25 protein-coding genes are annotated in these 26132 nt (G+C 65.0%); 18 read left to right on the plus strand and 7 right to left on the minus strand.

Annotated elements, in window-relative coordinates:
• Window positions 1–116: 116 nt before the first annotated feature.
• Window positions 117–311, plus strand: coding sequence for a hypothetical protein (locus tag AQZ49_RS04160; RefSeq protein ID WP_067613218.1), 195 nt, complete (start codon window positions 117–119; stop codon window positions 309–311).
• Between the two features lie 49 nt (window positions 312–360).
• Here the strand turns inward: AQZ49_RS04160 and AQZ49_RS04165 are convergent, their stop codons facing one another.
• Window positions 361–1038: a TetR/AcrR family transcriptional regulator gene (locus AQZ49_RS04165; RefSeq protein ID WP_231738735.1), complete on the minus strand. Its 678-nt coding sequence runs from the start codon at window positions 1036–1038 to the stop codon at window positions 361–363.
• Between the two features lie 142 nt (window positions 1039–1180).
• On the opposite strand from AQZ49_RS04165, the gene AQZ49_RS04170 reads away from it, so the two are divergent.
• The 9 genes from AQZ49_RS04170 to AQZ49_RS04205 are packed head-to-tail and all read left to right on the plus strand — an operon-like array spanning window position 1181 to window position 10255.
• The gene (locus tag AQZ49_RS04170; protein ID WP_067613219.1) at window positions 1181–2359 is read left to right on the plus strand and encodes an amine dehydrogenase large subunit; all 1179 of its coding nucleotides are present in this window, start codon (window positions 1181–1183) and stop codon (window positions 2357–2359) included.
• The gene (locus AQZ49_RS21695; protein ID WP_082701322.1) at window positions 2359–2853 is read left to right on the plus strand and encodes a MauE/DoxX family redox-associated membrane protein; all 495 of its coding nucleotides are present in this window, start codon (window positions 2359–2361) and stop codon (window positions 2851–2853) included. The genes AQZ49_RS04170 and AQZ49_RS21695 overlap by 1 nt, the downstream gene beginning before the upstream one ends.
• A complete protein-coding gene (locus tag AQZ49_RS04175; protein ID WP_197410922.1) occupies window positions 2853–3443 on the plus strand; it encodes a redoxin family protein in 591 nt (196 codons plus the stop codon). The genes AQZ49_RS21695 and AQZ49_RS04175 overlap by 1 nt, the downstream gene beginning before the upstream one ends.
• Before the next feature lie 3 nt (window positions 3444–3446).
• On the plus strand, window positions 3447–3995 hold the full coding sequence (locus AQZ49_RS04180) for a methylamine dehydrogenase light chain (RefSeq protein WP_067613221.1): 549 nt from the start codon (window positions 3447–3449) through the stop codon (window positions 3993–3995).
• Window positions 3992–4438, plus strand: coding sequence for a c-type cytochrome (locus AQZ49_RS04185; protein ID WP_067613223.1), 447 nt, complete (start codon window positions 3992–3994; stop codon window positions 4436–4438). The genes AQZ49_RS04180 and AQZ49_RS04185 overlap by 4 nt, the downstream gene beginning before the upstream one ends.
• On the plus strand, window positions 4435–4869 hold the full coding sequence (locus AQZ49_RS04190; protein WP_067613225.1) for a cytochrome c family protein: 435 nt from the start codon (window positions 4435–4437) through the stop codon (window positions 4867–4869). The genes AQZ49_RS04185 and AQZ49_RS04190 overlap by 4 nt, the downstream gene beginning before the upstream one ends.
• 29 nt (window positions 4870–4898) lie before the next feature.
• A complete protein-coding gene (locus AQZ49_RS04195) occupies window positions 4899–7175 on the plus strand; it encodes a TonB-dependent receptor (protein WP_067613227.1) in 2277 nt (758 codons plus the stop codon).
• A 30-nt stretch (window positions 7176–7205) separates the two neighbouring features.
• Window positions 7206–8609, plus strand: coding sequence for an aldehyde dehydrogenase family protein (locus AQZ49_RS04200; protein ID WP_067613229.1), 1404 nt, complete (start codon window positions 7206–7208; stop codon window positions 8607–8609).
• 5 nt (window positions 8610–8614) lie between these two features.
• Complete coding sequence (locus tag AQZ49_RS04205; RefSeq protein ID WP_067613231.1) at window positions 8615–10255, plus strand: AMP-binding protein; 1641 nt, start codon at window positions 8615–8617, stop codon at window positions 10253–10255.
• A gap of 13 nt (window positions 10256–10268) precedes the next feature.
• Here the strand turns inward: AQZ49_RS04205 and AQZ49_RS04210 are convergent, their stop codons facing one another.
• From AQZ49_RS04210 to AQZ49_RS04230, 5 genes are all read right to left on the minus strand, one after another.
• Window positions 10269–11657 (minus strand): peptide MFS transporter, encoded by a 1389-nt coding sequence (locus AQZ49_RS04210; protein WP_067613233.1) that lies wholly within the window; start codon window positions 11655–11657, stop codon window positions 10269–10271.
• 87 nt (window positions 11658–11744) lie between these two features.
• Window positions 11745–12107, minus strand: a complete 363-nt coding sequence (locus tag AQZ49_RS04215; protein WP_369819068.1) for a hypothetical protein — start codon at window positions 12105–12107, stop codon at window positions 11745–11747.
• 15 nt (window positions 12108–12122) lie between these two features.
• Complete coding sequence (locus AQZ49_RS04220; protein ID WP_067613236.1) at window positions 12123–12443, minus strand: hypothetical protein; 321 nt, start codon at window positions 12441–12443, stop codon at window positions 12123–12125.
• A gap of 87 nt (window positions 12444–12530) precedes the next feature.
• Window positions 12531–13868, minus strand: coding sequence for a sensor histidine kinase (locus AQZ49_RS04225; protein ID WP_067613237.1), 1338 nt, complete (start codon window positions 13866–13868; stop codon window positions 12531–12533).
• Window positions 13858–15258, minus strand: a complete 1401-nt coding sequence (locus AQZ49_RS04230; protein WP_067613238.1) for a sigma-54-dependent transcriptional regulator — start codon at window positions 15256–15258, stop codon at window positions 13858–13860. The genes AQZ49_RS04225 and AQZ49_RS04230 overlap by 11 nt, the downstream gene beginning before the upstream one ends.
• Window positions 15259–15705: 447 nt before the next feature.
• On the opposite strand from AQZ49_RS04230, the gene AQZ49_RS04235 reads away from it, so the two are divergent.
• From AQZ49_RS04235 to AQZ49_RS04250, 4 genes are read left to right on the plus strand one after another with little or no spacing between them, the layout of a single operon-like run.
• Window positions 15706–16998 carry an efflux RND transporter periplasmic adaptor subunit gene (locus tag AQZ49_RS04235; protein WP_231738738.1) on the plus strand — a complete coding sequence of 431 codons (1293 nt, stop codon included), beginning with the start codon at window positions 15706–15708 and terminating at the stop codon, window positions 16996–16998.
• An 11-nt stretch (window positions 16999–17009) separates the two neighbouring features.
• A complete protein-coding gene (locus AQZ49_RS04240) occupies window positions 17010–17690 on the plus strand; it encodes an ABC transporter ATP-binding protein (RefSeq protein WP_067613241.1) in 681 nt (226 codons plus the stop codon).
• A 12-nt stretch (window positions 17691–17702) separates the two neighbouring features.
• Complete coding sequence (locus AQZ49_RS04245) at window positions 17703–20123, plus strand: ABC transporter permease (RefSeq protein ID WP_067613243.1); 2421 nt, start codon at window positions 17703–17705, stop codon at window positions 20121–20123.
• Window positions 20124–20133: 10 nt separating this feature from the next.
• Window positions 20134–21375, plus strand: coding sequence for a TolC family protein (locus tag AQZ49_RS04250; protein ID WP_231738758.1), 1242 nt, complete (start codon window positions 20134–20136; stop codon window positions 21373–21375).
• 67 nt (window positions 21376–21442) lie between these two features.
• Here AQZ49_RS04250 and AQZ49_RS04255 read toward each other — a convergent pair whose 3' ends face one another.
• Entirely contained in the window at window positions 21443–22552 is a 1110-nt protein-coding gene (locus AQZ49_RS04255) for an HlyD family secretion protein (protein ID WP_067613245.1), read from the minus strand.
• 77 nt (window positions 22553–22629) lie between these two features.
• Between AQZ49_RS04255 and AQZ49_RS04260 the strand changes: the two genes are divergently transcribed.
• The 4 genes from AQZ49_RS04260 (at window position 22630) to AQZ49_RS04275 (ending at window position 26128) form a co-directional block, all read left to right on the plus strand.
• Window positions 22630–24231 carry a DHA2 family efflux MFS transporter permease subunit gene (locus AQZ49_RS04260; protein ID WP_082701324.1) on the plus strand — a complete coding sequence of 534 codons (1602 nt, stop codon included), beginning with the start codon at window positions 22630–22632 and terminating at the stop codon, window positions 24229–24231.
• Window positions 24232–24261: 30 nt separating this feature from the next.
• On the plus strand, window positions 24262–24855 hold the full coding sequence (locus AQZ49_RS04265; protein ID WP_067613248.1) for a TetR/AcrR family transcriptional regulator: 594 nt from the start codon (window positions 24262–24264) through the stop codon (window positions 24853–24855).
• Window positions 24856–25011: 156 nt separating this feature from the next.
• The gene (locus AQZ49_RS04270; RefSeq protein ID WP_067613250.1) at window positions 25012–25719 is read left to right on the plus strand and encodes a hypothetical protein; all 708 of its coding nucleotides are present in this window, start codon (window positions 25012–25014) and stop codon (window positions 25717–25719) included.
• A gap of 73 nt (window positions 25720–25792) precedes the next feature.
• Window positions 25793–26128 carry a hypothetical protein gene (locus AQZ49_RS04275; RefSeq protein WP_156428125.1) on the plus strand — a complete coding sequence of 112 codons (336 nt, stop codon included), beginning with the start codon at window positions 25793–25795 and terminating at the stop codon, window positions 26126–26128.
• Window positions 26129–26132 lie beyond the last annotated feature (4 nt).

The raw sequence follows: 26132 nt of genomic DNA on the forward strand, positions 1-26132 counted from the left end.
GACCGTGCCATCCGGTTGGCGGGACGCCACTGTCAAAAACAATCCCCGTCGAATTGGCCTGAGAGCCCGGCGCAACCGAATAAGTCCCCGACGCCCGGCTGTTGTACGATCTCGGCATGGTGGCAGCGGCCCGCGCACGTCTGGGTGATGTGCCACAAGGCTATGATTCGCCCGATTATCGCTATGCGTTGAATGAATTTTGCGATGAAACCGGGGCGGCTGCCCTGCTGAAGGCAGATCTGGCTGCGGCGCCCGCCGACACGCTGTTGCATGACGACACCGGCGCCCGTGCTTGTCCAAGCCAAAGATGAAAATCGGAGGCTGATGCTGGCACGATGAACCACGGTCGGCCAGGTTTTCTCAAATCTCCGGCACATAAGTATTAACAATATTTATGAAACTTTTGATCGATATCCGCTTTATCTGTGGCATGGATGACAGAAATGGCTTTGCATACCCTGCAAAAACTGTCGACCCTTCCATCGAAAACGAGATGAACAGGGAAAGATCGTCGCAGTCCTTCTGCTGAAGATCGGGTCGCATCAGGGCGACGATATCATTGATAGGGGCCCTGGCCCTGGCATAGAGTTCGTGCATGCGATCATGGACAAACTGGTCATGATTTGACAGGGCCCATAGCTCGGGAAACAGGCGCGTGGTCTTTTTGCTCTGGATATCCTCCAGAACCAGGCTGCAATATCGTTCCAGCCGCTGTTCCGGTGTCAGACCGCTTTGATAGACGGTGGTTTCGAATTCGCGTTCATAAGCGGAAATCACGGCTTCCAGCAATTCGCGCACGAGTTCCTCCCGCGTGCGATAATGGTAGGTAAGGTTGCCGAACTTGATCCCGCAAGAGGCTGCGATGCGTCGCATCGACATTGCCTGCCAGCCTTCTTCGATCAGTATCCCCAGCGCAGAACGCAAGATCATCTCGCGCGTTTCATGGCCCTTTGTATAGCCGACTGTGCGACTGGGCACGATCAGGTCAGGGACCAGCACATCATCGACAGGGTCTTGCGACATCAGCAAACGCTCCATGGCATCGCCGGGAAGGGGGTCTCCCGCAAATTAGGTCACTAGACAAATTTAGGTCAATTGACAACTTTTGAAATGTGGCGGCATTGTCGCGCTCTGGTCACACCTGCCGTCGGCGGGCGTTTTCATGGGGAGGACACGGGCAATGCGGTGGTTTGTCGGCTTGCTATCATCTGCGCTGGCCGTGGCGAGCGCGCAGCCAGCGCTGGCCCAGGCCGCATCGGTGTCCGCCGCGTTGCCGGTCGAACCGATCCCCACGGTCACCGCGCTGCCCGCCCAATGGCCCAGGAGCTGGGTGCTGATCAACGATTTCAATTTCAATTCGATCGTCGATGGCCGGGTGGTAGTGGTCGATACCGCCTCGGCCAATCAACCGCTCAAAGGGATCGTGCGGTCGGCGCAATTCGGCAATTCCTTGATCTCCACCCGGCGTGGCGAACTGTTGACCGCCGAAACGTTCTATTCACGGCTGACGCGCGGCACGCGCACCGATGCGATCACGTTCTGGAAACTGGGCGATCTGCAACCCGGCGGCGAAGTGGTGCTGCCTGGCGGCAAGCGCCAGTTGTCGGTGACGTATCCGCAGTTGTTCCAGTTCACCAATGCCGAAAAATGGGCGCTGGTGGCCAATTTTACCCCCGCACAGACTGTCAGCGTGGTCGATCTCGATGGCCGCAAGGTGCTGGGCGAGGTCGATTTGCCTGGCTGTTCGCAGATCTACCCCACCGGCGCGCGCGGCTTTTCCAGTTTCTGCGCCGACGGTTCGCTCTATTCGGTCACGCTCGATGCGGCGGGCAAAGTGTCGGGCACCGCGACGATCAAGGCCGTGCAGGATATCGACAACCAGGCCTTGTTCAGCACGCCGGCGTGGATCGGCCAGACCGCCTGGTTTGTCGGCCAGCGCGGGCTGATCCAGGGGTTCGATTTTTCGGGCCCCTTCGCCAAAGTGATCCCCGGTGCATTCAGCGTCGGCACTGCCGATGGCGCCGCGCCCGAATGGCGCCCGGGCGGCTGGCAGGTGATCAACGCCGATACTGCCGGGCATCTCTATGTGCTGATGAACCCCGCCGGACACGAAGGCGGCCACAAGGATGGCGGCACCGAAGTCTGGGTGTTCGACCCCGCCCACAAGACACGCATCGCGCGTATACCGCTAAAGGCGCAGTCGCTGGCGCTTGCCGTGACGCATGAGGATGTCCCGCATCTGGTACTCGCCCGCGCCGACGGGGTGATCGACATCTATGACGCCGCCAGCGGTGCGTTTGTGCGCACGCTGGGCGCCACGGTCGCGTTCAACCCCATCGTCATCACCCCGGTGCCCTGATGCGTGCGCTGGCCTTGTTCCTCGCGCTCGTGCTGGCGCTGTCGGCGGCCCACAAGGCGCATAGCAGCGACCGGCTGAGCACGGCCACCGGGCGGCTGGCGGGGGTGTCGGGCCCGCTCGCCACCGTGCTGATGGTCATGATCGGCGCGATCGAGGCGGTTGCCGCGCTGTGCCTGGTGCTGCCGGGCGGGCTGTTCGCCGGGGCACTGATCGCCGCGCTGGTATGGTCGGCCTATGGCCTGGCCCTGTGGCGGCACCGTGGCGCGACGCTCGATTGCGGGTGCGATCTGGTGGCGCGGCCCCATCGCATCGGCCGCCCGCAAATCCTGCGCCCCGTGGTGCTGGCGCTGCTGGCGCTGGTGCTGGCCATGCTGCCACAGCAGTCACCCGACCCGCTGGCCGTCGATGTGATGGCCGCGTTCGGGGCGCTGGCGCTTTATCTTGCCGCGCTGGAAATCATGGCGATTCCGCGCCCTCGCTGGAGGACTTCGTGATGGTGATTTCGCAATTGCTGCTGTGGGCGGCGGTGATCGTCGAGGCGCTGCTGATCGCCGCGCTGGCCCGCCAGATCGGCGTGCTGCACGAACGGATCGCGCCGGCGGGCGCGCTGTCTTTGCCGCAAAGCGTGAAAGTCGGTGAGACGGCCACGCCGCTGACGCTGACCACGGTGGACGGCGCCGCGCTTGTGGTGGGCGGTCGGCGCGACGGGCGCAGCCAGTTACTGTTCTTTGCCTCGCCCGATTGCCCGGTGTGCAAATCGCTGTTGCCGGTCGTCCGCTCGGCCGCGCGCGCCGAAGCGGGCTGGCTCGACATCGTGATTGCAGGGGACGGCGCGCTGGCCGGCTATCGCCAATTGGCCAGGGCGCACGGGTTGGAGGACATGCCGATGGTGCTGTCCGAAGCGCTGGGCCGCGCCTTCGGCGTGTCGAAACTGCCCTATGCGGTGCTGATCGACGAAGCGGGACGGGTCGCCTCGACCGGGCTCGTCAACAGCCGCGAACATCTCGAAAGCCTGTTTGTCGCCAAGGAACATGGGGTCGCCTCGATCCAGGAATTCCTGGCCAAGCGAAACGGAGAAGCCTGAGCCATGGCCGGTCTGGACAAATTTGCCGAACATCTGACGCGCACGATCGCGCGCGGCACCTCGCGCCGCAGCCTGCTGGCCAAGCTGGGCCTCGGGATGACCGGCGCCGCCGCCTTTCCGGTGTTGCCGGTGGCGCGCGCCGCCACCCATCCGCAGGGCCCGGCGCATCTGCCGGTCACCTCGGGCAACATTCAGGACCCGGGTGACCGCACCAGTTGCGATTACTGGCGCTATTGCGCGATCGACGGGTTTTTGTGCACGTGCTGCGGCGGCGCGGTCAACGCCTGCCCGCCGGGCACCGAAATGAGCCCGATCACCTGGATCGGCACTTGTACCAATCCCGCCGACAACCGCGCCTATATCATCAGCTATAACGACTGTTGCGGTACGACATCGTGCGGGCAATGCCTGTGCAACCGCAACGAGGGCGACCGCCCGCAAGTGCGCGCGCAGTCGAACAACGATTACGACTGGTGCCTTGGTCTCGGCAGCAGCGTCTATTCCTGTTCGACGGCGGTGATCGTCGGTGTCGCGCTGGATCATCCCAAATGAAGTGGGCGCTGGCGCTGATCCCGGCGATCCTGATCACCACCGGCGCGCAGGCGCAGGACGGCGCGGCAGTGTTTGAACGCTGCGCCGCGTGCCACACCGCCACGGGCGCAGGCGTGCCGGGCGCGTTTCCCCCGCTCAACCGCGATGTGCGCACGCTGGCGGCGCGGCCCGAGGGCCGGCGCTATCTGGCGCTGGTGGTGATGGTCGGGCTGATCGGCCCGCTACAGGTCGAAGGACAGACATTTCGCAATGTCATGCCTGCGCAAAGTGGGCTCGATGCCGCCGCCGTGGCCGCCGTGCTCAACCATGTCGGCACACGCATCAGCCATGATGGCCCCCCGTTCCGCGCGTTCTCGGCCGCTGAAGTGGCGGGCTATGCCGCCGATCCTGGCAAAATGGGCCCGGCCGACCTCGCCGCGCTTCACGCACGGCTGGCGCCATGATGCGCCGCGCGGTGCCGGCGCTGATGGCGGGGCTGGCGCTGGCCGGGGCTGCGCCGGGCGGGCGTGATGCCGATCAGGCGCATGTCGATTATATGCTCAAATGCCAGGGCTGCCATCGCCCCGATGGCAGTGGCGATGACCGGTCGGCCCCGCCGTTGCGCGGCATGGTCGCCCGGTTTCTGGGCGCACCGGGTGGCCGCGAATTTCTGGGCCGGGTGCCCGGCGTGGCAACCGCCAATCTCGACGATGCGCGGCTGGCCAACTTGCTGAACTGGACGCTGTACCGGTTTGACCCTGACCATGTGCCGGGCAATTTCCGACCTTACACGGCGGCGGAACTCGGCCTGTTACGCCAGCAACCCCTGCGGCTCGACCGCGTCGCGACAAGAACGCGGCTGGTCGCAGGTTTCACAACCGCAGGAAAACCATGAAAATTTAGCCATTCCGGGAGGGGATAGAGATGAACAAGGACCTGCTGCGGCACGCATCGCGTGCCGCAATGATGATCTGCGGCCTGGGCACGGCGATGCCCGCACTGGCGCAGACCGCACCGGCGCCCGCCGCCGATACGGCAACCGGGCCGGAAATCCTGGTGGTCGCGCAAAAGCGCAAGGAACGCGCGCAGGACATTCCCGGCACGATCGTCGCGATCAGCGCCGAGACGCTGGCGCGGGCGCATGTCACACAGGCGGGCGATATTGTCAGCCTGGTGCCCAACCTGCATTCGTCGAACACCACCGGGGATTCGACGCCGCTGTTTTCGCTGCGCGGCATTTCGATGTCGGACTATTCGCTCAACCAGGACGGCCCGATCGCGACGTATTACAACGAAGTCTACAAGGGCAATCCGGCGCTGCTCGGGCTCGGTTTCTTCGATGTCGATCACCTTGAAGTGCTGTCCGGCCCGCAAGGCACGCTCTATGGCAAGAACACCACCGGCGGCGCGGTCAACCTGATCGACCGCGCGCCGACGTTCGACACCAACGGCTATGCCACGGTTGGCTTTGGCAATTACAACGCCTTCACCGGATCGGCGGCGTTCAACACCGCGCTCAGCCCGACACTGGCGCTGCGCGTGGCGGTGACCGGCGACGTGGCCGACGGCTGGTTCAAGGACGTGACCCCCGGCCAGCCCGCGTTCGATTCAAAGCGCGACTGGGGTGCGCGCGTGTCGCTGCTGTACAAGCCCAACAGCCAGTTCAGCGCCCTGCTGCGGCTCGAGCAGACATTTCAGGACCCCTATAACTACGGCATCTATGCCCAGCCCGGACCGGGCGGCGAAGGGGCCAGCGTCTATGCGCCGGGCAGCCCGCTGATCTATGCGCGCCCCGCCTCGCTCGGCAATTGGCAAACCCAGTCGTACAACGATGGCCGTCGCCGTAATCTGACGCAATCGGCGTCGCTGACGATGAACTATGACTTCGACAACGGCCTCGCGCTGACATCGATCACATCATACGATTATGGCGATCTGGTCATCCCCGAACACACGTCGGGCGCGCCCAACGATTCGATCGCGATCTGGTATTATGACACCGCCCGCCAATTCACCCAGGATCTGCGGCTGACAACCAAGTGGTCCAGGCCCTGGAATTTCATCCTCGGCGCCTATTACAACCGCGAAATGGTGTGGAATGCCAACCGGTTCCAACTGTTCACCGATCTGCCCCCGGTCAGCGATGCCAGTTGCGCCGCCAACGCCTATTCGGCCGATTGCATTGTGCAGAACCAGTTTAACCAGTTGAAGCACAGCTATGCGCTCTATTTCGACGGCAACTGGCGGCTCGGCAATGTCGTGCTCCGCGCGGGGCTACGCTATAACTGGGACGACGGGCGCCAGTACAATTTCAATTCGATCGTCTATGGCCCGACTGGCGATCCGCTGTACAACAACATTCCCGGCACTGGCACGTCCAATCTGGGCGCCACCGCCGCGCAAAGCTTTTCGACCAGCCGACTGACCGGGAAGCTGGGGATCGATTACATCGTCGATCGCAATGTGCATTTTTATGGCACGTGGAGCACAGGCTATCGCGGCAACAGCTTCAACGCGCAGGCATTTTTCCTGCCGCAGGAATTCAACCAGGCGCTGCCCGAAACCATTTCGGCGTTTGAAGCGGGCGAAAAGGGGCAGTTCTTCAACCGTCATCTGACGGTCAACCTGGCCGGGTTCTACTACCGCTATCACGATCAGCAATTCATCAGCGTCGATCCGACCACCGCCGCGCAAACATTGGTCAATCTCGACCGGTCGCATATCTATGGCGCGGAAAGCCAGATCGCGCTGTGGATCAATGACAAACTGTCGCTGCACAGCAACCTCGGCTGGCTGAGCGCCAAAGTCGACCAGGGCGTGGTCGATGGCCTGAACGTATCGGGCAACCAGTTGATCAACGCGCCGCATTTCTCGATCGACGGCGGTATCGACTGGACCGTGGCTGAGGGCAATTTCGGCGCGATCTCGTTGCATCCTTTGCTCAGCCATGTGTCGAGCCAATTTTTCGACATCCACAACAAGGCATTCCTGACGCAGAACGGCTATGAACTGTTCGATGGCCACATCGACTGGGTCTCACCCGACAAGCAGTGGACGCTGACGGTGTGGGGCAAGAACATTGCCAACCGGTTCTATTTCACCTCGCGCTATGATCTTGAAACCGGATCGGCGTTCAATTTCATCTACAACCACATCGGCGCGCCCCGCACCTTCGGCTTCACGCTCAGTCGCAAGTTCTGATAAACCGGATACAAAAAACTGGAGAGGTTCATGGCTGACTATCGTATGCTCATCGGCGGGCAACTGGTCGATGCTGCGCAGCATCTCGATGTGATCAATCCGGCCACCGGCGCGGCGTTTGCGCGCGTGCCGCGCGCCAGTGTCGCCGATGCCGATGCGGCGATTGCCGCCGCCAAGGCGGCGCAACCTGCGTGGGGTGCCACGCCGATCGCCGATCGCCGCCTCGCCCTGACCGCGCTGGCCGACGCGATTGCCGCCAGGGCTGCCGAACTGGCGCGGCTGGTGACCCTTGAACAAGGCAAACCGCTGCCCGAGGCGCAAGGCGAACTGGCGTGGACCGAGGGCTATCTGCGCCACTATGCCACGCTGGATTTGCCCGACCGGATCATTCAGGACGACGACACCGGCTATATCGCCGTGCGCCATCAGCCGCTCGGCGTGGTGGTGGGGATCATCGCGTGGAATTTCCCGCTGCTGGTCGCATGCTGGAAAATCGGGCCCGCCGTGCTGGCGGGCAACGCCATCGTGCTCAAGCCCGCACCGACCACCCCGGTCACCGCGCTGGTGCTGGGTGAAATCTGCAAGGAGGTGTTTCCGGCGGGCGTGGTCAACGTGATCACCGATGCCAACGATCTGGGGCCGCACCTGACCGCGCATCGCGATGTGGCCAAAGTGGGCTTCACCGGATCGACCCCCACGGGCAAGGCCATCCTGGCCAACAGCGCTGACACGCTGAAACGCATCACGCTCGAACTGGGCGGCAACGATGCGGCGATCGTGCTGAACGATGTCGATGTGCGCGCCGCCGCCGCCGGGATCTTTGCCAGTGCCTTCCTCAATTGCGGGCAGGTCTGCCTGGCCATCAAGCGCGCCTATGTCCACGCCGATATCCATGACGCGATGTGCGCCGAACTGGCGCGTCTGGCGCAAGCGGCGGTGGTCGGCGACGGGCTGGAACAGGGCACCACGATCGGCCCGATCCAGAACGCCGCGCAGTACGAAAAGGTCAAGGCCTTCCTCGACAGCGCCCGGCGCGATGGCACGGTGATCGCAGGGGGCCAGGCGATCGGCCGCGCGGGCTATTTCATCGAGCCGACGATCGTGCGCGACGTGACCGACGGGGCGAACATCGTCGATGAGGAACAGTTCGGCCCGATCCTGCCGGTGATCCGCTTTGACGACATCGACGATGTGATCGCCCGCGCCAACAGTGGCGATTATGGCCTGGGCGCATCGGTGTGGAGCGGCGATGTCACCCGCGCCGCAGACCTTGCCGCGCGGCTGCAGGCGGGGCAAGTGTGGGTCAACCAGCATATCGCCATCGGACCGCACATCCCGATGGCCGGGTTCAAGCAATCGGGGCTGGGCGTCGAACAATCGGTCGAGGGGCTGGCCGAATATACCCAGCTTCAGGTCATCAACATCGCGCGGTAGGGATCATGACCGAGCAACTTTCCATTTCGCGGGGCCCGACCGACACACCCCTGCTCGATGTCACCATCGGTGCGGCGCTGCGCGATGCGGCGGCGCGCTGGGGCGATCGTCTGGCGCTGGTGTCGCGCCATCAGGGCATTGCCTGGACCTGGGGGCAATTCGATGCGCACGTTGACCGTATTGCCACGGGCCTGATCGCGCGCGGCGTGCGCGCGGGCGACCGGGTGGGGATATGGGCGCCCAATTGCGCCGAATGGGCGGTGATCCAGTTTGCCACTGCGCGGATCGGCGCGATCCTGGTCACGATCAACCCTGCCTATCGCACCAGCGAAGTCGAATATGCGTTGAACAAAGTCGGCGCCTCGGTGCTGGTGACGGCGGCGCGGTTCAAGTCGAGCGATTATATTGCCATGCTCGCCGAAATCTGGCCCGCCCGCACGCCCGGCCTGCGACTGGTGGTCACGCTGGGCGACACCGAACACCCGGCATGCCTGCGCTGGGCCGATCTCGGCGCGCCGGTCGATCGTGCGCAACTCGATGCCGCCGGTGCCGCGCTTGGCCCGGATGATGCGATCAATATCCAGTTCACCAGCGGCACCACCGGCCTGCCAAAAGGCGCCACGCTGACCCATCGCAACATCCTCAACAACGGCTATTTCACCGGCCGCACGCTGCATCTGACCCCGGATGACCGGATCTGCGTGCCAGTGCCGCTCTATCACTGTTTCGGCATGGTGCTGGGCAATCTGGCGGCCGTCACCAGCGGCGCGGCGGTGGTCTACCCTTCCGACAGTTTCGACCCGCAGGCGGTGCTCGATGCGGTCGGGGCCGAAGGGTGCACCGCGCTCTATGGCGTGCCGACGATGTTCATCGCCCTGATCAACCATCCGGCGCTGGCCATGGCGCGCACCGATACCTTGCGCACCGGGATCATGGCCGGATCGCCCTGTCCGTTGGCGACGATGCGCGAAGTCATGACGCGGCTGCAGATGGATCAGGTGACTATCGGCTATGGCATGACCGAGACCAGCCCGCTGACCACCCAGACCGCGACCGACGATCCCATCGCATACCGTGTCGGATCGGTCGGCCGCGTGCATCCCCATGCCGAGGCGCGGATCATCGGCCTCGACGGGCAGACCCTGCCGCGTGGCCAGCAGGGCGAATATTGCGCGCGCGGCTATGCCGTGATGCAGGGATACTGGGACGAACCGGCGCGCACGGCCGATGCGATCGATGCCGAGGGCTGGATGCATTCGGGCGATCTGGCGACGATGGACGAACAGGGCTATGTGCGGATTACCGGGCGGATCAAGGACACGATCATTCGCGGGGGCGAAAACATCTCGCCGCGCGAAATAGAGGAATTCCTGCTCGACCACCCCCACATTGCCGATGCACAAGTGTTCGGCGTAGCCGACGCGCGGTTTGGCGAGGAAGTCTGCGCCTGGGTGATCGCGCGGCCCGGCGCCAGCCTGACTGCCGAGGATGTGGTGGCGCACTGTCGCGGGCGCATTGCGCATTACAAAGTCCCGCGCCACGTCCGCGTGGTCAGCGCCTTTACGATGACGGTCACCGGCAAGGCCCAGAAATTCGAGATGCGGCGGGCGATGGAGGCCGAACTGGCCGCTGCCGAACGGGCGTAGGCGCCCACCTGCCTCAGGCGCTGGCCGGTTCGGCGATCAAGCGTTTGGCCACGGTCAGCTTGAACAGGCTGAAGGCAACCAGACCCACGGCAGCGCTGGCGACGTGCAACAGCCAGAACTGCGGGGTGGGCATCGACGAATACCAGCCGCCGACCACGCCCACCACTTTGTTGGCGGCAAAGAACGCCAGATAGTAGATCCCGGTAATCGTCGCGCTGAGCGCACGCGGGGCCAGCCTGGTAAACAGCGCCAGGCTGACCGGCAGGATGTGCGCAAAGCCGATCGAATTGAACAGGTGAAACATCGCCGGCCAGAACAACCCGATCTTGCCGCCACCGGCCTGCGTCGCCGCCAGCCACAGGCACAGGCCCGCCGCCATCGAAAACACGCTGCCGATGATAATCTTGCCCAGTTCGTCGGGTTCGGTGCCGGTGCGCGCCACGCGCCATTTCCAGAATGCGGCAACCGCCACCAGCATCGAAAAGCTGAGCGTGGCATCGAGCGTGATCATCCAACTGGTCGGCAAAGTATGGCCCATGAATGTCAGTGCGAACGCCGCGTCGGCCCACACGAGATAGGCGTTGAAAATCTCCTGATTGGTCAACAATGCCACCGCCAGCACCGGCACCAGCAGGCAGATCGCCAGAATGCGCCCGCCATCGCCGCGCACCAGCGTTGCGCGCGGCGACCCGCCGCCGGTCTGGCGCGCCACGGCGCCTGGATCGGCGGGCAGCCAGGGCTTTGCCGCAAGATAGATCAGCAACCCGGCGACCATCACCACGCCCGCGCAGCCAAAACCCCAATGCCAGCCAAGGTCTTCGCCCAGCGTGCCCGAAATCAGCGGCGCGGCGATCACGCTGACATTGATCGCCACGTAGAAAATCTGGAACGCCATCGCCCGGCGCAGATCGCCGGGGCGATAGAGTTCGCCGACCTGGCAGGCGATATTGCCCTTGAACAGGCCGACACCGACCACCAGCGCGATCAGGGCAAACAGAAATGCGCTTTCGATCGCCATCAGAAAATGGCCGATCGCCATCACTGTCGCCCCGGCAATCAGCGTGGCGCGACGCCCCAGCCAGCGGTCCGCGATAAAGCCGCCCGCGATCGGGGTTAGATAGACGAGCGCGGTATAATCGCCGAACAGCGCCGATGCGAGTGGCTGACCCGATTTGCCGTACCAATGCTGCGACAGCCAGCCAAGGCCCTGCACATGGCCGACATGCGCGGGCAGCAACAAGTATTTGACCATATAGAGCGTCAGCAGTGTCTGCATCGAATAGTACGAAAACCGTTCGCACCCTTCGACCACGGCCAGAAACCCCAGCCCTTTGGGATGGCCCAGAAATGCACGATCGCTGGCATCGGTTTCCGGTTCGAGCGAAGCGTCTTCAAGGATCATTGCGTCATTTCACTCGGCATTTCCCGTTTGCAGGCAAGATTGCGGTGCGTGTCGCGATTGCGCAACCGAATTCTGGCGCGGCAGCGATCACTGATAATGCAGGGTATTCTCGAACCCGGTGTTGTCTTTGCCCATCCTGGCCAGTTTTCTCAGGTTGGCGCGCAGATGCCGTTCAAAGCGGCGGTCATCATAGATACCCGTCGCCCGATAGTCGTCCTGACCGAGCAATTGTTTGATTCGAGAAGCAAAAGCGGCCTGATCAGCGGTGTACGCGGGGGCCTTCACAGCACGGCAGACCCATTCCTCGGCGGCCGCCTTGTCATAGTCGTCCCGGGCTTCATATCCCTGCATCTCGGCCGCGACCTGATCGCGCCCCGCAGCGACGATACGGTTTTCCAGCCATTGGCGAACCAGATCACCGTCCCACGCCTTTGACGAAACGCCCATCATGCCCTCCTTCATGGCCTAGTTACCGTCGGCGTCGACCGTAAAGACCACCGGCTTGCCGCGCGATGCGGGCTCCCACCCGGCCAGCAGGGCTGCGCGGATGCCGCGCGCCACAATGGCGTCGCCAATTTGCAGACGGCCGCGCTGCAAACCTTTCAGCAGGCGTTTGGGCGGGGGAAATTCCAGCAAGGCGCCGCGCTGCGTTCCTTGCCGGAGCAGCGCAACAACTGTGCCCTGCCAGCCCTCGGACTCGCTCCATTGCGGTTCGCGCTGGACCTCCCAGTCATAGGGGTGCCCCTCAACTTCAACGGTTCCGGCTAGCCTGTGGGTCTTTGACATGTCGATGCGACTAGCACGTTTCCGGCGGCAAACCACCGGAATGCCGTCGTCTGGTCGGTTCGCTTCCCAATTGCGACGCGGGGCCGCTCAGATCAGGATCTCGAACCCGAAATCGGGGCCCTGCCTGATCATCGTGATCGCGCCGCGATGGAGCAGCACCACCTGCCGCGCAAAGCTGAGGCCTACACCGGTCCCGGCGGGCTTGGTGGTAAAGAAGGGCAGGAAGATATCTTCCGCCAGTGCAGGCGACACACCCGGACCGTTGTCGAGGATGGTTATGCGGGTCCGGCCGGTAGAGGTTTCGGCAAAGGTGATCGCAATGCGTGGCTCGGCCGCGTGGCCGACGGCTGCTTCGCCGCCGTTCTTGAGCAGGTTCAGAATCACTTGCCCCAGCAGATCCGCGTCGGCCTTCATCTGCTGCGAAGGCCGGGCCAGTTTGCGCGACACCGTCACGCCCTGGCCTTGTGGCGAGGCGCCGAAGATCTGCACGAACTGCGCTATCCAGGTTTCGATATCGAAAGTGGTGATCGCGAGCGAGGGCGTGCGGCTGAATTCGCGATAGCTTTCGACAAAGTGCAGGATACCGGCGGCGCGGCGCGCCAGCGCTTCGACCGCCACCCGCGCATCGGCGATGCCCGGATCTGCGCCGGTATCGGCCTGCGCGACCAGCGCGGCGGCGGTTTCGGCCAGCGATGTCACCGGCGTCATCGAATTCATGATTTCGTGCGTCAGCACGCGCACCAGATCGGTCTGCGCGGCGACTTCTGCGGCGTCGAGTTCGCCCTGTATCACTTCGATCGAGACGATCCGCCAGGTTTCGCCGTGTTGCTCAACCTCCGCGGCGGCCACCATGGCGCGCTGGTCCAGCCCGTCGAGATGCACCCGGCAATGCCTGCGCTGGCCCGGCCCGATTGTTTCGAGCGCCTTGACCAGCCCTTCGCCATAGCGCGCAAAAGCGGCGATATCGCGTTCGTGCCCACTGCCGAACAGGCGCCGCGCGGCCTTGTTTGCCGGGCGCACTGTGCCGGTGGGGCTGATCGTCAGCAGCGCGCCTGGCGTTTCATCGACCAGGGCTGAGGCAAAATGGTTTTGCGATGCCAGATTGGCGCGTTCCTGGCGCAGCCATGAGATCACGCCGTCAAACGCCATGCCCAGTTCGTCGAACCCGGCGCCTTGCTGACGTTGCGCAAAACCTTGCGTCAGGTCGCGATGGTCGAGCGCTGCAACAAACCGGGCAATCGCCATATTGGTGCGTTGCGTGCGTTGCCACAACAGCGCCGCGATGCCCGCAGCACCGATCAGCAGTGCCAGCTTGGTGGCCTGCAATTCGGGCAGGGGCCAGATTGCGATCAGCACGGCCAGGGTCGCTGCCAGCGCAAGGATCAGCGCGGCCAGGCTTGCCGCATGGCGGGCCCTAAAGGCCATGTTTTTCCATCCGGCGATAGAGCGTGCCTCTGGTCAGGCCCAGTTCGGCGGCGGCGTTCGAGATATTGTAGCCATGCTTTCTGAGCGCGCGTTCGACCAGCGCGCGTTCGGCGCGGTCGAGATTGAGATCGTCGGGCGCGGGTGTGGCAAAGGGTGCGCTGCCGACGCCAGCCGCCGGTGCCGGGCGGGTGCTGGGCAGGGGAAAATCCTCGGGCATAAACCGGTCGTTTTCGCACAGGATCACCGCGCGTTCGGCCGCATGCCGCAGCGCCCGCACGTTCCCCGGCCAGTCATAGGCGACCAGCATCGCCAGGGTCTCGTCGGTCAGCGCGCGCAAGGGCCTGGCATAACGGCGGGCATAGATCGCCAGAAAATGGTCCAGCAACAGCGGGATGTCTTCGCGGCGATCACGCAGCGGCGGCAATTCGATTTCGACAGTGTTGAGGCGGAACAGCAGATCCTGCCGAAACCGGGTTTCGTCGGCAAGCTGGGGCAAGGGCAGGTTGGTGGCCGAAATGACGCGCACGTCAAAGGGCACCGGCCGCGTCGCGCCGACCGGTGTGACCTGGCGCTGTTCCAGCGCGGTCAGCAACTTTGGTTGCAGATGCAGCGGCAGATTGCCGACTTCGTCGAGGAACAGGGTGCCGCCGTCGGCCGCCTGAAACCGTCCTGCCCGGTCGGCCCGCGCGTCGGTAAACGCGCCCTTGACGTGGCCGAACAGTTCGGAATCGAACAGGCTTTCGGCCACGGCCCCCAGATCGACAGTCAGCAGGATATCGTCCTTGCGCCGCGAATGGCGGTGCAGTTCGCGCGCGACGAGTTCCTTGCCGGTGCCGTTTTCGCCCAGGATCAGCACGTTGGCATCGGTCGGCCCGGCCTTTTCGATCAGCGAATGGACCCGCGCCATGGCGGGCGAGGTGCCCAGCAGCGACGAGGCGCCGACCGGCGCGGCGATCGTGCGCGCCTTGGCCTTTTCGGTCCGGGCGCTGCGGCGCGACACACGCAATTCGGCCGCATTGCGCACGGTCGCGGTCAGGCGTTCGTTCGACCAGGGTTTCGACACAAAGTCGGTCGCGCCGCGTTTCATCGCCTCGACCGCGATTTGCACACCGCCGTGCGCAGTGATCAGCACGATCGCTGCATCGGGATCTTCGTGGCGGATGCGGTCGAGCCAGCGAAAGCCCTCGGCCCCGTCGGTGGCGCCGCGCGAGAAATTGGCATCGAGCAATATGGCGTCGGGCTGACGCGCGCGCATCCGTTCGAATGCCGCTTCGGGCGTGCGGAACAGTTCGACGTCGCGAAACAGGTGGCGAACCACGAGTTGCGCCGCCAGCAGGATATCTTCGTCATCATCGATGACAAAGCAAAGGTCGAAGCGTGGGGTCGGCATCGGCGTCTCCGGGGAAGCGGCTAATCTGGCACCTATCAACAATCGTGCCAATGTCCGATTCCGGGCGCCGGATTGTCCACGACCGGACACTGCCTTTGCGGCCGGCTTCGGTCAAATCCATGGAAAAGCGCGATTGTTGCCCCTCGGGCCGATTTGGCACGCATTCTGCGTAGCGATGCAAATCGGCACCCCGCCGATCGTCTGCAAGGATCGAACCAATGGCCCGTTTTCGCTATTTCGCCCTGCCTGCCCTGGGCAGCATCACCCTTACCTTCGGCCTGTTTGCGCTCGCTGCCCCCTCGATCACGCAGCTCGTCACCGGGTTTGCCGTCTGACGTGACGGGTCGCCGCCACTGTCCGGAACCGGACAGTGCGTGTCCGGTTCCGGACATCGTGGCGCCGCCGTTCCGGCCCTTTCGTTTTTCGCACATCTTTCACGAGGCAATCATGGCATCGTCCAGCCCCGATGGGCCAACGTCGATTTCCGGCGCGACCATGGATCGGGTTATCGCCAGACCCGCATGGCGCTGGCGCAGCCGCCGTATGCTGGCGTACACCCTGCCGCCGCTGGCGATTGCCGCTGCCGCGTTCGGCTGGCAGCAGATGCCCGCCAGTGGATCAACCGACATTGCCGCTGCCGACATCACCATCAGCCCGGTCGAACGCGCGCCGTTTGCCGACGTCCTGCCGGTGCGGGCGACCGTTGCACCGGCGGTGACCACCTTCATCGGCGCCGTGGCCGGGGGGCAGGTCGAAAAGCTGCTGGTGCAGGATGGGGCGCGGGTGGTTGCGGGCCAACCGCTTGCGACGCTCGACAATCCCACGCTCAAGCTCGATATCCTGACCCGCGAGGCCGCCATCGCCAGCCAGCTTGGCAGCGTATCGGGCGAAGATCTGTCGCTCGAACGCAACCGGCTGGACCGCACCAACCAGATTTCGACCGCCGATTATGATCTGTTGAAGGCCCAGCGCGACTTGTCGATCCGGCGCCAGTTGCACGATCAGGGCTTTGTGTCCGACGAAGGCGTCAAAAGCTATCAGCAGGAAGCGGACTATCAGACCAAACGGCTGAGCCAGTTGCGTCAGGGGCAGACGCGCGAGGATGGCATTGCCTCGGTCCAGGCGGCGCGGCTGGCCCAGACACGCAACCGGTTGGCCAACAATCTGACCGCAGTCGAGGCGCAATTCGGCGCGCTCGTGCTCAAGGCACCGGTGGCCGGGCGGCTGAGCAATTTCACCATCGAACCGGGCCAGACGCTCAAGGCCAATGACCAGGTCGGGCAGATCGACAGCGAGGGCAACTGGAAACTGGTGGCCGATGTCGACGAATATTACCTGGGCCGGGTCAGGGCCGGACAACTGGCGAGCGGCGACAACAACGTTCAACTGGTGGTCACCAAAGTGTTGCCGACGGTGACCGCCGGGCGTTTCCATATCGAACTGGGGTTCCGCAACGCGCCGCCCGCCGGGCTCGGTCGCGGGCAGGCCTTTGATGTCAGGGTGATCCTCGGCGCGACCCGCGCCGCGCTGGTTGCCCCGGTCGGCGGCTGGCTCGACGCGGGCGGCGGGTCATCGGCGTTCGTCGTCGATGCCGATGGCCGCCATGCACGCCGGGTGCCGGTCCGCGTCGGCCGCCGCAATCCCGAACGCGTCGAAATCGAAACCGGTCTGAAGGCCGGCGACCACATCGTCACATCCACCACAGCGTCCATCAAGGGCGACATTCTCAACATTCGCTGACGGAGTATCGCATGATCCGCCTACAGAATATCCAGCGTCGCTATATCTCTGACTCGGTTGAGACGACCGCGCTGGCCGACATCGATCTTGACGTCGAGGCAGGGGAATTCCTGGCCATCATGGGCCCGTCGGGTTGCGGCAAGTCCACCCTGCTCAACACGCTGGGCACGGTCGATCGGCCGACCAGCGGGCATTACTGGTTTGCCGGCCAGGATCTGGCCCGTCGCGATGAAGCGGCGCTGGCCCGGTTTCGCGCCGAAACGCTCGGCTTTGTCTTTCAGAGTTTCAACCTGATCGACGAATTGACCATTCAGGAAAACATCGAACTGGGCCTGACTTATCGCAAGGATGCGCCCGGCGACCGGCGCGAGCGGGTGGCCGCAGCGATGGACCGGGTCGGCGTATCCCACCGCGCCCGCCATTTTCCGCACCAACTGTCGGGTGGTCAGCAGCAACGCGCCGCGATTGCGCGTGCGATCATCGGCGAACCGAAACTGATCCTGGCGGACGAGCCGACCGGCAACCTGGATTCGGAAAATGGCGCGCAAGTCATGGATATCCTGACCAGCCTGAATGCCGAAGGGGCGACGATCGTCATGGTCACGCACTCGCCCGCGCATGCCGACATGGCACGGCGCCGGATCGACATGCTCGACGGGCGCATTGTCTCGTCGGTTGCGCGCGCGATCTGAGGAGCACGCCCCATGACCCGCTTTGCACTGATCGCCTTCTATCGTTCGCTCGCCCGGCACAAACTCCACGCCGTGCTCAATATCGGCGGGCTGGCCGTGGGCCTGGCCGTGTTCATCGTCCTGTCGCTCTATGTGCGGTTCGAAACGAGTTTCGAAACCTGGTTGCCGCACCATGACCAGATCTATGTGGTCCAATCGCAGTTCGTATCCGATGCGACGGACCACCCGACGCCGTATTCGCTCGGGACTTTGGCCGATTATATCAGACAGGATTTTCCGGGGGTACGGGTCGTGCGTGACCGGCAGACTTCGGCAACGATCCTGCGCGGGGGGACGTCTGCCAGGGAACAGATCGATCAGGTCGATCCCGATTTCTTCGCCATGTTCGATCTGCCCGTGGTCCGGGGCGATGCCCGCTCGGCGCTGGCCGATCCGTCGAACCTGATCATGACGACGACCATGGCACAGCGCTATTTCGGCGCGGCCAATCCGATCGGTCAAACGCTGACGGTGTCATTTCTGGGGCAGCAACATCTTTACCGGGTGGCGGCGATTATTGCCGATCTGCCGAAAAATTCGGATTTGCGGTTCGACCTGCTGGTGCGGCTGGTGCCGCCGCCAGTGCCGCCGACCGGCCAGTATGATTTCTTTCGCGAATGGTCGTCCGCCACGGTCAGCACTTACCTGCAATTTGCCGACGCTGCCGCTGCCCGGCAACTGGGCAGTCAGCTTGACGGTCTGGTCGATCGCCACGGCCATTTCCGCGATTCGCAGGTCAAGCCGAGCGATACCCTGAAGCTTTCGCTCAAGCCGCTTGATGACCTCCATTTCGACCATCCAGGGTCACGGCTGACCGTCGTGACGCTGGGCGTGGTCGGCGCGCTGACCCTGCTGATCGCGATCGTCAACTATATCAACCTGGCCACTGCCCGCGCCGGTCTGCGCGCGCGGGAAGTCGCCATGCGCAAAGTGCTTGGCGCCGATCAGCCCGCGCTGGTGCGCCATTTCATCGGTGAAGCGATCCTCACGTGCGCTATCGGGGCCTTTTTGGGCCTGGTTCTGGCCGAGATCGGGCTGCCGCTGGTCAATGCGGCGGGCGGGCTCGATCTGCGCATCGCCTATTTTGCGCATGACGGCGTGGTGGCTCCGCTGGCGCTGCTGGTGATCGTGGTCGGCTGCCTGTCGGGCATCTATCCGGCGCTGGTGCTGGCGCGCTTTCCTGCCGCTGCAGTGCTGGCCTCGGCGCGTTCGCCGGGCGGGGGTCGCGCGGGCAACCGCGTGCGCGAGGCATTGGTGGTGTTCCAGTTTGCGATAGCCATCGCCTTGATGATCGGAACCAGCATTCTGGTCGCTCAGACACGCCACGTGCGCACCGCCGATCTCGGCTTTCCGCGCGATGGCCTGCTCGTTATCCCGTCGCTGGCCAGCGCCGATCTCGATGACGGCACGCGCAGTACGCTGCTTCATGCGCTCGCCGCGCTGCCCGGTGTCAGCGGGACGACGATCGGCAACGGGGCCCCAGGCTACACCGACTGGGATGCCGAAACCAATGTCGCCATCCCCGGCCAGCCCGGGCGCACGCTCGGCTTTCGCCAGGTCACTGTCGGTCCCGACTATTTTCGGGTGCTTGGCGCGCACTTGCTGGCAGGGCGGGTATTTGACGGCGCGCATCCCGGCGACGACAGCGCCACCGCCGGACCGTCTGACGCGACTGCGGTGGTGATCAACCGCACCGCGGTGCAAGGTCTGGGCTTTGCCTCGCCTCAGGATGTAATCGGCAGGACGATCGGCGGAAAGGCCCCCATGGTCGTGGTCGGCGTGGTCGATGACTTGCGCTTTCTCTCGCCGCGCCTTGCGCTTCAGCCGACGCGCTATGAATTGCAGACCCGCCAGATCAGCGAACCTATCGCGCTGGTGCGCTTTTCCGGCGATCCGCGGGCGACTTTGCAGGGGGCGCAGGATGCCTGGCGCAGGATCGCCCCGCATGTGCCGTTCGAAGGCCGAACCGCGGTGCAGAACCTCGACCGTTTTTACAGCGCCGACGATCATGCCGCGCGGCTGTTCGGGTTTGGCGCGGGGCTGGCGGTGCTGATCGGCTGCGTCGGTCTGTGGGGGCTGGCCAGCTTCAACACCGCGCGGCGGGTCAAGGAAATCGGCATCCGCAAGACCCTCGGCGCGTCGGCGACGGACATTATCGCGCTGTTGATCGGCCAGTTCCTGCGCCCCGTGCTGATTGCCAATGTGGTGGCCTGGCCGTTGGCCTATGTCGCCATGCGCACCTGGCTGAGCGGATTTTCCGATCCGATCGGGTTGTCGCCGGTCTATTTCGTGGGTGCCAGTGGGTTGGCGACGCTGATCGCGGTGCTGACCGTGCTGGGCCAGTCGCTGCGCGCGTCACGCGCGGCGCCGGCCTGGGCGCTGCGTCATGAATAGGGCCGGTCGTATGGGGATGCTGGTTGCGGTGCTCGCAACCGGCACGCCGGCCCTTGCCGACACGCTGCAGCAGGCCGTCGATGCAGCCATTTCCACCAATCCGACCCTGGCGTCGGCCCATGCCCGGCAACGGTCGCTGGCCGAAACGCCCGAACAGGCGCGCGCGGCAGGTCGGCTGACGGCGGCGGCGGATGCCTCTGCCGGGTATGACATCACCGACTATGACAAAGGCGGCGGCGCGACGATTTCGGCCAATCTGCCGATCTGGACCGGCGGCCGGGTGTCGTCATCGGTGCGCGCCGCGACCAGCGATGTGTCTGCCGGTGAAGAAGGGGTGCGCGATGCCGAGGCGCAACTGATCGACACGGTCGTTTCGGTCTATGCCCAGATGCTGTACGATCAGCAGGCCCTCGACATCGCCTTGGACGACAACACGCTGCTCGATCGCCAGGTGGCCGAGGCCAGGGCACGGCTTCGCCTGGGCCAGGCCACGCGTACCGACGTGGCGCAGCTCGAAGCGCAACGCGCATCGGGCGATGCCACGCTGGCCGCTGCGCGCGCGGCGCTGGCCACCGATCAGGCGGATTATCGCGCGGTGGTCGGGCATGATCCGGGCGCGCTGGCACCCCCTCAGGAAAAGCTGGCGGTCCTGCCGGGCACGCTCGATCAGGCGCGCAGCCGCGCGCTGGCCGAAAACCCGGTCTATCAGCAGCACTTGCGCGCCGCCGATGCGTCGGGCGCGCGCATAGCGGTTGCGCGCGCAAACGGGGCGCCCACGTTGTCGGTGGGTACGGGCTATGGCTATGGCTCCAACCTGGCCGAGCCGAGGGGCGGTTTTTACGTGCGCGCCGCGATGGCCGCGCTGGTGCTGCACGTGCCGATCCTGACCGGCGGTCTGGTCGCGTCACAAGTGCGCCAGGCCGGGGCCGACCATCGCGCCGACGAGTTCGACGCCGATGCGGCGGGGCGCGAAGCGGTGCGCCTGACCGAAGCGGCCTGGATTGCGCTGAACAATGCACAGGCCCAGGTGGGCGCCAACACCGACCGGGTGGCCGCCGCCGATCTGGCGCTCAAGGGCGTGCGGGCGGAATATGGCTTCAGCCTGCGCACCACGCTCGACATCCTGGTGGCGGATGAAAGCTTGCGCGCAGCCCAGCTCGCGCTGGCGCGCAGCCGCAGCGATGCGCTGGTGGCACAGGCCGAACTGTTGCGCGCGACAGGCCGGTTGACCGCCGACTCGTTTGCCGAGTGACCGGCCATTTCCGCTATGACGGTGCGATGATCAGCAGACTTGATGTCGCGGTCTTGCGCGGGGGCCGTCACTGCACGGCGCCCACGTGCACCGTGGCGGTGACCGACAGGCCCGGACGCAGCGCCGGATTGTTGGCCTGACCGGGGTCAAGCCGGATGCGGACCGGGACACGCTGGACGATCTTGGTGAAATTGCCGGTGCCCGGTTCGAACGGCAACAGCGCGAACGTGGAGGCAGAGCCGGGCGCGAGGCTGTCGACCGTGCCCGCCAGGGCCGGGCCGCCCAGCGCATCGACGTGGATCGTGGCGCGCTGGCCGGGACGCATGTGGCGGGTCTGGGTTTCCTTGAAATTGGCGGTCACATAGATTTGCGCGGTCGGCACCAGCGTCAGGGCGCGTGTGCCGGGCTGAACAAAATCGCCGACGCGGACTTGCCGATTGCCGACCACGCCGTCGATGGGCGCGAAAATGACGGTATGGCGCAGATCCTGTTCGGCCAGATCGAGCGCGGCCCGCGCGTGCGCCTGCGCCGCCTCGGCGGCGGCCAGCGCCGCTTCCAGATCGGCGCGATGCGCCCTGGTCACCGCGGCCTGATGGCGCGCCACACCGAGTTCGGCAACCGCCCTGGCCTGGGCCTGATGCGCGCCTATGGCACTGGTGCGATAGCTTTCGGCATCGCGCGCAGCGACGGCGCCTGACCCGACCAGCGCGGCATAGCGCTGGTCATCGGCGGCGGCATGCGCGGCATTGGCTTCGCTCGCGCGGATGACCGTGGCCGCAGCGACGGTCTGGGCGGCGGCCAGCCGTTCCTCGGCGGTCTGGCGCGTCAACGCGGCGCGCGCTGCGGCGACGGCAGCGGTGGCATCGGCCAGATCGGCGGCGGCGCTGGCGCGGCGGGCGGTAAATTCTTCGGCATCGATGCGCAGCAGTGGTTGGCCCGCGTGCACCGGCTGGTTTTCACGCACCAGCACCGCGCTGACAAAGCCCCGGATGCGCGGCGCGATGGTGGTCGAATCGGCGGCGACATAGGCATCGTCGGTCGACTGGCGGGCCGGTTCCATCTCGATCCACGCCGCGCCCAACGCGGCGGCGATCACGGCGATTGTTGCGGCAATCGCCCCGCGCCCCACTTTTGGACGGGTGGCGACAGGGGCGGTCTGGACAGTGGATGCATTCACCGTGGGATCAACTCTTGTTCAAATTACGAATATCATATATATTACGATCATCATATGTCCAGAAAGATATCGTGCCCATGACCCCTCCCCGGATTTTCGCGTCAGGGCAGGATTGGTCGGCCAATCCGCAAGCCATGCCCACGCGGCGCAAGTTCCTGATCTTCGGGTTGATGGCGTTCGGCCAGTTTCTCGCGCTGTTCGATATCCAGATCGTGTCCGCTTCGCAGCGCGAAGTGGCGGCGGGGCTGTCGGCGGGCCCCGATGAAGTCAGTTGGGTGCAGACCGCCTATCTGATGGCCGAACTGGTGATGATCCCGCTGTCGGGCTATCTCGCACGCGCACTGTCGACGCGGTGGCTGTTTGTCGGATCGGCGATGATGTTCACGCTCAGCAGCCTGTTGTGCGGGTTGTCGTGGTCGATCGGGTCGATCGTGGCGTTTCGGGCGCTGCAGGGTTTTACCGGCGGAGCGATGGTGCCGCTGGTGTTCGCGGTCGGCTATACGCTGTTCGAGGGCAAGCAACGCGCGATGATCCCGGCCATTCTGGGCACGGTCGGGGTGCTGGCGCCCGCGCTTGGTCCGGCCGCCGGGGGCCTGATCACCGATGCGCTGAACTGGCGCTGGTTGTTCTTTGTCAATGTGCTGCCCGGCCTGGCGGTGGCGGGATCGTGCGCGGTTCTGTTGCGCGTGGATCGTGCCAATCCCGCCATGCTGCGGCGGATCGACTGGGCCCATCTGGCGGCGATGGCGGTGTTTCTGGCGGGGCTTGAATATGTCCTCGAAGAAGGGCCGCGTCATGACTGGCTCGGTGACGACACGATCGCGATTGCCGCCTGGGCCGCGCTGGTCGGATTTGGGCTGTTCATCGAACGCGCGGTGTTCTCGCCGGTGCCGATCGTCAGCTTGCGGCCGTTTCGCCGCCCGACCTTTGCCTTTGCCTGTCTGTTCAATCTGGTGATCGGGTTCGGGCTCTATTCCTCGATCTATCTGATCCCGATCTATCTGGCGCAAGTGCGCGGGTACAATGCGCTGCAGATCGGCGAGACGATCTTTGTGGTGGGCTTTGCGCAATTGTGTTCGACGATGGTGGCGGCAACGCTGTCGCAGCGGATCGATCTGCGCTGGATGATCGCGGTGGGGCTGTCGCTGTTTGCCACCAGCTTGTGGATGACCTCGGGCATGACCAGCCAGTGGGGCTTTGCGCAATTGCTGGTGCCGCAACTGGTGCGCGGGTTTGCGCTGATGCTGTGCATCGTTCCGGCGGTCAGCATGGCGCTGTCGGGCGTGCCGCCGCAGGATCTGGGCGCGGCATCGGGGCTGTTCAACGTGATGCGCAATCTGGGCGGCGCGATCGGCATCGCGGTGGTCAACAGTTGGTTGCAGGATGACACCCGCATCGCCGCCGCCCGCCTGTCAGAGGCGCTGGGCCATTCGGGCCGCGCCGCCGGCGATGCGCTGGCCGTGCTGGGCGCGCGGATGGGCACTTTCACCCCCGATCCGACCCATGCCAACGAACTGGCCGGGGCCACGCTGGCGCGGTTGATCGGGCGCGAGGCGCTGGCGATGGGGTTTGACGATGTGTTCCGGGTGATGGCATGGATGTTCATCCTGGCGCTGGTTCTGGTGCCATTCTGCCGGATCGATCCCGGCGCCCCGCCGCCCGCCGATGCCGCGCACTGACCGAACCCAAGGAGCAAGCTGAGGCAGGCCATGGCTGACAAGAGCGCACACAAGGCCCGGGTTCGCGCCCGGATCATCGACGAGGCGGCAATCGCGCTGCGCACGTGCGGCACCGACAGCCTGAGCGTGGCCAACCTGATGAAGCGGGCCGGGCTGACCCACGGCGGCTTTTACGCGCATTTTGAAAGCCGCGAAGATCTGGTGGTCCACGCCATCGACCGGATGTTTGACGACAGCATCAGGTTGATCGATCGCCATCTGGCGGCCGGGGCCGGGCTGCCCGAGCTGGGCGCGCTGGTCGATGCCTATCTGTCGCCGGCTGCGATGCTGCGGCACGATCGCGGCTGCCCGCTGCCCTGGCTGGCGGGCGAAGTGCCACGCTTGCCGGCCGCCGCACAGACGCGCTTTCGTGTCGGCATCGACAGGATGCGCTCGGCCATTGCCGGTGTGCTGCGCGCCAATGGCGAGGATGAGGGCAAGGCCGAGGCACTGGCCGCCTCGGCTGCGGCCGAAATGGTCGGCGCGATGGCGCTCGCCCGCGCCCTTGGCGAAACCGATGCGGCGCTGGCCATGCTGGCGGCCGCGCGCCAGGCGATCAGGCACCGGCTGCACGTACCAGCCTGACAGGGTATATTCCGAGGCTATGCCGCCGCGGCGAAAGTTCTAGTGCACGGCTACGGCGCAGTCGCAGACGCGCCGGGAATTTTTCCGCCATTTTCCGAATTTGCGACCGAGCCCGTTGGGCCTTCGGTTTGAAAATTCGCACTGGAGCTTTATATCATGACAAAATTCAACACATTGACGCCCAATCTGGGCCTTGCCGCGTTGCTTGCGGCGGCGATGCTGCCGGTCGCGGCCCATGCCGGCGAACAGACCCGCGCCGAAGCCGCGATTGCCGCCGCGCAAGGCAAGATCGACGCAGGCGACAAGATCGGTGTTGCCCAGCAGGCGCCCGAACTTCAGGGCCAGGCGCGCCAGGCCCTGCTGTCTGCCCAGGACTTGCTGTCGCACCACCAGAAGCGCGATGCGATCGCCGCCGCACAGCATGCCGGTGAACTGGCCGATCAGGCACTGGTCAGCGCCAACAGCCGCAAGGCGCAGGCCGACCGCGACCGTCGCAGCGATCTGAAGGATGTCGCCGTCTCGGCGCAGACCTCCGCCGCCGACGCCAACGCACGCGCCAGCTCTGCCGAAGCGGCCACCGCGACCGCCAACAACCGGGCCGATGCCGCCCAGCAGGCGACAATGTCGGCCAACAATCGCGCCGAAGTGGCCGAACAGTCGAGTGCGACCGCCAATGCCCAGGCCGACGCCTTGCGCAATCCGCCCGCACCGACGGTCACCTCGGTCGCCGTCACAGAGCATGAAACCCGAACGGCGACGTCCGCGCCGATGCACCATCGCGTGCATCATGTCGTTCGCCGGCACACCACCCACCCGGTGCTGGCCAAGTCGACCACCACGGTCGTCACCACCAGCCATCCCTGACTTTCAACGCCGGTGGGCCAGGCCCACCGGCGTTGTGCCGGTTGAAGGCGCGGTCGATTGCGGGAGCAAAGCGATGCTGTGTCATGCCCTTGCCGCATCTGGCAGCGCCCTTGCCCTGGTGGCGCTGGTCGCCACGACCGCACCGCAATGCGTGTGGGCCGCGACCGAGCGATCCTCTGCGCTGGCCCAGGTCGCGGGAAATTCGGCGGTCGAAGTGCGATGTGCCACAGGGGGCGCCGGTGCCGGATATCGGTGTCTGGAGGGTCAGCCTTTGCCGCCGCTGGCGACGATGATCTGGATCTACCCGGTCTGCACCGACGCGCTGACCGACGGTTGCCTCGATCGTGTCGAGGCCGTAATTTTGTCGGCGCGGGGGCACCGTGCCACCCGACGCCAACGCCCCGATTGACGGG

Source organism: Novosphingobium sp. FSW06-99, assembly GCF_001519065.1.
Lineage (GTDB): Bacteria > Pseudomonadota > Alphaproteobacteria > Sphingomonadales > Sphingomonadaceae > Novosphingobium.

What these genes read in the sequence shown, in the direction of transcription:
- AQZ49_RS04240 (WP_067613241.1), top strand. Translation starts at nt 17,010, where the DNA reads ATGATCCGCCTACAGAATATCCAGCGTCGCTATATCTCTGACTCGGTT.
- AQZ49_RS04185 (WP_067613223.1), top strand. Translation starts at nt 3,992, where the DNA reads ATGAAGTGGGCGCTGGCGCTGATCCCGGCGATCCTGATCACCACCGGC.
- AQZ49_RS04205 (WP_067613231.1), top strand. Translation starts at nt 8,615, where the DNA reads ATGACCGAGCAACTTTCCATTTCGCGGGGCCCGACCGACACACCCCTG.
- AQZ49_RS21695 (WP_082701322.1), top strand. Translation starts at nt 2,359, where the DNA reads ATGCGTGCGCTGGCCTTGTTCCTCGCGCTCGTGCTGGCGCTGTCGGCG.
- AQZ49_RS04160 (WP_067613218.1), top strand. Translation starts at nt 117, where the DNA reads ATGGTGGCAGCGGCCCGCGCACGTCTGGGTGATGTGCCACAAGGCTAT.
- AQZ49_RS04225 (WP_067613237.1), bottom strand. Translation starts at nt 13,868, where the DNA reads ATGGCCTTTAGGGCCCGCCATGCGGCAAGCCTGGCCGCGCTGATCCTT.
- AQZ49_RS04265 (WP_067613248.1), top strand. Translation starts at nt 24,262, where the DNA reads ATGGCTGACAAGAGCGCACACAAGGCCCGGGTTCGCGCCCGGATCATC.
- AQZ49_RS04170 (WP_067613219.1), top strand. Translation starts at nt 1,181, where the DNA reads ATGCGGTGGTTTGTCGGCTTGCTATCATCTGCGCTGGCCGTGGCGAGC.
- AQZ49_RS04195 (WP_067613227.1), top strand. Translation starts at nt 4,899, where the DNA reads ATGAACAAGGACCTGCTGCGGCACGCATCGCGTGCCGCAATGATGATC.
- AQZ49_RS04275 (WP_156428125.1), top strand. Translation starts at nt 25,793, where the DNA reads ATGCTGTGTCATGCCCTTGCCGCATCTGGCAGCGCCCTTGCCCTGGTG.
- AQZ49_RS04245 (WP_067613243.1), top strand. Translation starts at nt 17,703, where the DNA reads ATGACCCGCTTTGCACTGATCGCCTTCTATCGTTCGCTCGCCCGGCAC.
- AQZ49_RS04270 (WP_067613250.1), top strand. Translation starts at nt 25,012, where the DNA reads ATGACAAAATTCAACACATTGACGCCCAATCTGGGCCTTGCCGCGTTG.
- AQZ49_RS04175 (WP_197410922.1), top strand. Translation starts at nt 2,853, where the DNA reads ATGGTGATTTCGCAATTGCTGCTGTGGGCGGCGGTGATCGTCGAGGCG.
- AQZ49_RS04215 (WP_369819068.1), bottom strand. Translation starts at nt 12,107, where the DNA reads ATGATGGGCGTTTCGTCAAAGGCGTGGGACGGTGATCTGGTTCGCCAA.
- AQZ49_RS04165 (WP_231738735.1), bottom strand. Translation starts at nt 1,038, where the DNA reads ATGGAGCGTTTGCTGATGTCGCAAGACCCTGTCGATGATGTGCTGGTC.
- AQZ49_RS04190 (WP_067613225.1), top strand. Translation starts at nt 4,435, where the DNA reads ATGATGCGCCGCGCGGTGCCGGCGCTGATGGCGGGGCTGGCGCTGGCC.
- AQZ49_RS04200 (WP_067613229.1), top strand. Translation starts at nt 7,206, where the DNA reads ATGGCTGACTATCGTATGCTCATCGGCGGGCAACTGGTCGATGCTGCG.
- AQZ49_RS04220 (WP_067613236.1), bottom strand. Translation starts at nt 12,443, where the DNA reads ATGTCAAAGACCCACAGGCTAGCCGGAACCGTTGAAGTTGAGGGGCAC.
- AQZ49_RS04210 (WP_067613233.1), bottom strand. Translation starts at nt 11,657, where the DNA reads ATGATCCTTGAAGACGCTTCGCTCGAACCGGAAACCGATGCCAGCGAT.
- AQZ49_RS04235 (WP_231738738.1), top strand. Translation starts at nt 15,706, where the DNA reads ATGGCATCGTCCAGCCCCGATGGGCCAACGTCGATTTCCGGCGCGACC.
- AQZ49_RS04260 (WP_082701324.1), top strand. Translation starts at nt 22,630, where the DNA reads ATGACCCCTCCCCGGATTTTCGCGTCAGGGCAGGATTGGTCGGCCAAT.
- AQZ49_RS04250 (WP_231738758.1), top strand. Translation starts at nt 20,134, where the DNA reads ATGGGGATGCTGGTTGCGGTGCTCGCAACCGGCACGCCGGCCCTTGCC.
- AQZ49_RS04180 (WP_067613221.1), top strand. Translation starts at nt 3,447, where the DNA reads ATGGCCGGTCTGGACAAATTTGCCGAACATCTGACGCGCACGATCGCG.
- AQZ49_RS04230 (WP_067613238.1), bottom strand. Translation starts at nt 15,258, where the DNA reads ATGCCGACCCCACGCTTCGACCTTTGCTTTGTCATCGATGATGACGAA.